Genomic DNA, 3,896 nt, shown 5'->3' with positions numbered 1-3,896 from the left:
GTGTCTTTTTTAATGCAGTTAAACTATAAAAAGCTAATAGCGTGAGAGTTGGTGGTAAATAAGATGAAACTAACAATTAAACAACAGAGATTCATCGAGTATGTTGATAATGAGAATAAAAAGAAGATTGATATTCATGATGTAAATGAAATGTTTAAAACAATCATTCTAAATCTTTTTAGAGCATATCTGACATCAGAAAAAGATGATGATCGAATAGAGGCTGCAAGTCTCATTAGTAGAATACATCCTAAGTACAGAAACAAAATTAAAATATGGGATGTGTTAGATGGTACAACATTAAGAGAAGACATCAAAGAATCTATAAGAATTAAGAATCGTACAAATATCCATTCACAAAAGAATAGACACGGTAATGGCGAGTTTGATTCAATGACTTATGAAGAGTGGGAGGAAACATTGGAACACTTTGGTCATGCTTGTGCTTATTGCGGAGCAAAAGGGAAAATGTCATTCGACCATGTGCATCCATTTTCAAAAGGCGGCGATTTTATCAAAGCGAATATCATTCCGGCATGTTTAAGTTGCAACTGTAGTAAACAAGCACACGACATAGGAGAATGGTATCAAAGTAAATCATTTTTTTGATGAAGAGAGATTAAATAAAATTAATAAGTTTGTCGAAAAGAATACTCATCTGACTATGTTTTGAGTGTTCTTTTTTATTCCGAACTTTTCCGAAAGGAGTGAGATGTGTGAAAAATAGAACGAAGAAAGAACGGCTCATAATGCTTGAATTAACAACAAACATGAACTATCAACAAATGGCCAAAGAGTTGAAAGTGTCGGAAAGAACGTTGTACAACTGGCGTAAAGACCCAGAATTTCAAACTTTTAAAGACAAGCTTGTGAGAGAACAGTTTTCTGATATGGCATCAAAAGCATTAAAAAGTATATTTGAGTTATCACAATATGCAAGCAGTGAGCTTGTAAGATATCAGGCATCTGCTGACCTTTTGGATAGGGCTGGATATAAACCAACTGATAAGCAAGATGTAAATGTGACAGGCTTGGTGAGTTTCCATGACGACATCGATTAAACTATCAGAGTTAATTCCAGAATCATTTCATGATTTGTGGAGATGGACGAGAGACCAAGATGTACTTCATATAGTTGCTAAAGGTGGACGCGGTTCAGGAAAGTCATCAGACATCAGTCACATCATTGTACAGTTAATTATGCGCTATGCAGTCAATGCTGTGTGTATTCGTAAGATAGATAATACACTCGCGACATCTGTGTTCGAACAAATTAAATGGGCAATCAATGAACAACAGGTCAGTCATCTGTTCAGTTATAAAACAAGTCCAATGGAAATCACATATGTTCCACGTGGCAACAAGATTGTATTCCGTGGAGCACAGAATCCAGAGCGGTTGAAATCACTAAAAGATAGCAAATTCCCGTTTGCAATTGGTTGGATAGAAGAAGAAGCCGAATTCAAAACAGAAGACGAAGTGACAATGATTACTAACTCATTACTTCGTGGAGAATTACCAAACGGACTGTTTTACAAATTCTTTCACTCATACAACCCACCCAAAAGAAAACAGCATTGGCTAAATAAAAAGTATGGAGTGAGTCATCACCCAAGAAACACAAAAGTCCATCATTCTACATATATGGACAATCCGTATATTTCAAAAGAGTTCATTTCTGAAGCGGAATCAACCAAAGAGAAAAACGAACTAAGATATCGTTGGGAATACCTAGGTGAAGCTATCGGTAGTGGTGTAGTTCCATTTGACAACTTAACGATTAGAAATATCACAGACGAAGAAATAGCTACATTTGATAATTATAGAAACGGTGTTGACTATGGATATGCAACTGATCCTTTAGCATTCGTTAAATGGCATTACGATAAAAAGAGAAGCACTATATACGCTGTAGATGAATTATATGGTGTGAAAATAAGTAATAGACAGTTCGCTAAATGGTTGCATGAGAATAACTATCAAAGTGATAGGATTGCAGCTGAATCAGCTGAACCTAAGTCAAATGCCGAATTACGGTCAGAACATGGTATCAACCATTTATATCCAGTTAAAAAAGGTCCAGATTCTGTTGAATACGGTGAGGAATGGCTGAATGATTTAACAGAGATAGTAATAGACCCCAAAAGAACGCCAAACATTGCGAAAGAATTTGAAACGATTGACTACAAGACTGACAGGGATGGTAACCCGCTTCCACGCTTGGAAGATAAACATAACCACACGATTGACGCCACACGCTATGCATTTGAAGAAGATATGCGTGGTAAAGACGTTGTAAAAATATTTAAAGGAGGATTGTAATGGAATTAATTATTCATCCTAGAAATGAAGAGCTAACAGGGGAAAAGTTAAGAGAATATTTAAATATATACTATACGAGACTCCCACGATATAAAAGGCTAATGAATATGTATCGCGGAGAGCATGAAATTCTTATACAAGATCCAAAACCAAATAACAAACCTGATAACCGTTTAGTTGTTAACTTTGCAAAATACATTGTTGACACATTGAACGGTTATTTTATTGGGAATCCGATTAAGACAGCTCATGAAGATGCGAGCATTTCAGATAAAATGAAAGAGATCGCTAAACGTAATAATCAGAATGATAACAACGCTGAGTTATCTAAGCTATGTAGTATCTATGGCCATGCATACGAATATCTTTATCAAGATGAAGATGCGAATACTCGTGTAACATATCTTAGTCCAGAAGAAGCATTTGTAATCTATGATGATACGATTCAACAAGATGTATTATTCGGTATATATCCAATGACAGACGAAGACAAGAAAGAGCATGGATACATTTATACTGATTACGGTAGACATTATTATTATTCAGATTCTAAAGGTCAACTATACATTGAAGATGAGTTTGAAGAACATTACTTTGGTGATGTTCCGATTATTGAATACATTGAGAACGCAGAGCGACAGGCAACATTTGAGAACGTTGAAACATTAATTAATGCTTATGACAAAGCTATTTCAGAAAAAGCGAATGATGTAGATTATTTTGCAGACGCTTATCTAGCTGTTCTTGGTGTTGAGCTAGATGACGAGACATTAGAGAACATTCGTAATAATAGAATTATAAACTTGAAAAGTTATGATCCAGGCGGTCAAAACGTTCACTTCTTAGACAAGCCTAATGCAGATACAACTCAAGAGAATTTAATCGAACGATTAGAGAAGTTAATATTTCAGATTAGCATGGTTTCTAATATTAACGATGAATCATTTGGTGCGTCATCAGGAATAGCGTTGCAGTATAAGTTACAATCGATGGAGAACTTGTCACTAATGAAAGAGCGTAAGTTCCAAGCGGGTATGATGAAGCGATTCAAGATGATATTTAACATACCTACTAACTTCCCACAGTCAAATAAAGATGATTATATTAACATTGACTTTTCATTCACTCGTAACATTCCTGCAAACGTTCTAGAAGAAGCGCAAACAGCACAAATGTTATCAGGTATCGTCAGTGATTATACTAAGCTTAATACTCTATCTATAGTGGATAACGTGCAAGACGAACTAGAACGTATTGAGAATCAAGAAGCTGACTCTGCATTTAATATCTTTGCTGAATTAAACAAACCACTGGTACAAGACGATGAGCAACTATTGGAATAAACGTGTTAAGGAGTATGTGAAGAGTCAAAATATCTCTGATGAAGAACTATCTAACCGCTTAATAAAGCATTATATTCGTACTTCAAATGAAATCAACAAACAGATTGGTGAATATTATCTTAAATACGGCGAAGATAACATCGTTGAATATAAGATGTTAATGGAAGACTTGAAAGACTATCCAGACGAGTTAAAGAAGCTTATCGAACGTACAGATGAGTTTATGAAAGA

Annotated in this window: 5 protein-coding genes; all 5 read left to right on the top strand. The window is 35.2% G+C overall.

Annotation, left to right across the window (positions count from 1 at the left end):
* Positions 1–63 precede the first annotated feature (63 nt).
* The gene (locus tag TJ68_RS08170; RefSeq protein WP_052327323.1) at positions 64–609 is read left to right on the top strand and encodes an HNH endonuclease; all 546 of its coding nucleotides are present in this window, start codon (positions 64–66) and stop codon (positions 607–609) included.
* Positions 610–716: 107 nt separating this feature from the next.
* Positions 717–1,061 carry a phBC6A51 family helix-turn-helix protein gene (locus TJ68_RS05075; protein WP_052327322.1) on the top strand — a complete coding sequence of 115 codons (345 nt, stop codon included), beginning with the start codon at positions 717–719 and terminating at the stop codon, positions 1,059–1,061.
* Positions 1,045–2,322 (top strand): PBSX family phage terminase large subunit, encoded by a 1,278-nt coding sequence (locus tag TJ68_RS05070; RefSeq protein ID WP_040929080.1) that lies wholly within the window; start codon positions 1,045–1,047, stop codon positions 2,320–2,322. Before TJ68_RS05075 ends, TJ68_RS05070 begins: the two co-directional genes overlap by 17 nt.
* A complete protein-coding gene (locus tag TJ68_RS05065; protein WP_040929079.1) occupies positions 2,322–3,665 on the top strand; it encodes a phage portal protein in 1,344 nt (447 codons plus the stop codon). The genes TJ68_RS05070 and TJ68_RS05065 overlap by 1 nt, the downstream gene beginning before the upstream one ends.
* Positions 3,646–3,896: hypothetical protein (locus tag TJ68_RS05060; RefSeq protein ID WP_222859707.1), on the top strand; the 251-nt coding region annotated here is incomplete at its 3' end. The genes TJ68_RS05065 and TJ68_RS05060, both read left to right, overlap by 20 nt.

It is taken from the genome of Nosocomiicoccus massiliensis (genome assembly GCF_000438455.1).
GTDB lineage: Bacteria > Bacillota > Bacilli > Staphylococcales > Salinicoccaceae > Nosocomiicoccus > Nosocomiicoccus massiliensis.
Note: the sequence above shows the minus strand (reverse complement) of the source record. Positions and strands in the feature narration are given on the sequence as shown.

Bases quoted from the DNA above. Each gene is read 5' to 3' on its own strand.
- TJ68_RS08170 (WP_052327323.1), top strand. From the start codon at position 64: ATGAAACTAACAATTAAACAACAGAGATTCATCGAGTATGTTGATAAT.
- TJ68_RS05070 (WP_040929080.1), top strand. From the start codon at position 1,045: ATGACGACATCGATTAAACTATCAGAGTTAATTCCAGAATCATTTCAT.
- TJ68_RS05065 (WP_040929079.1), top strand. From the start codon at position 2,322: ATGGAATTAATTATTCATCCTAGAAATGAAGAGCTAACAGGGGAAAAG.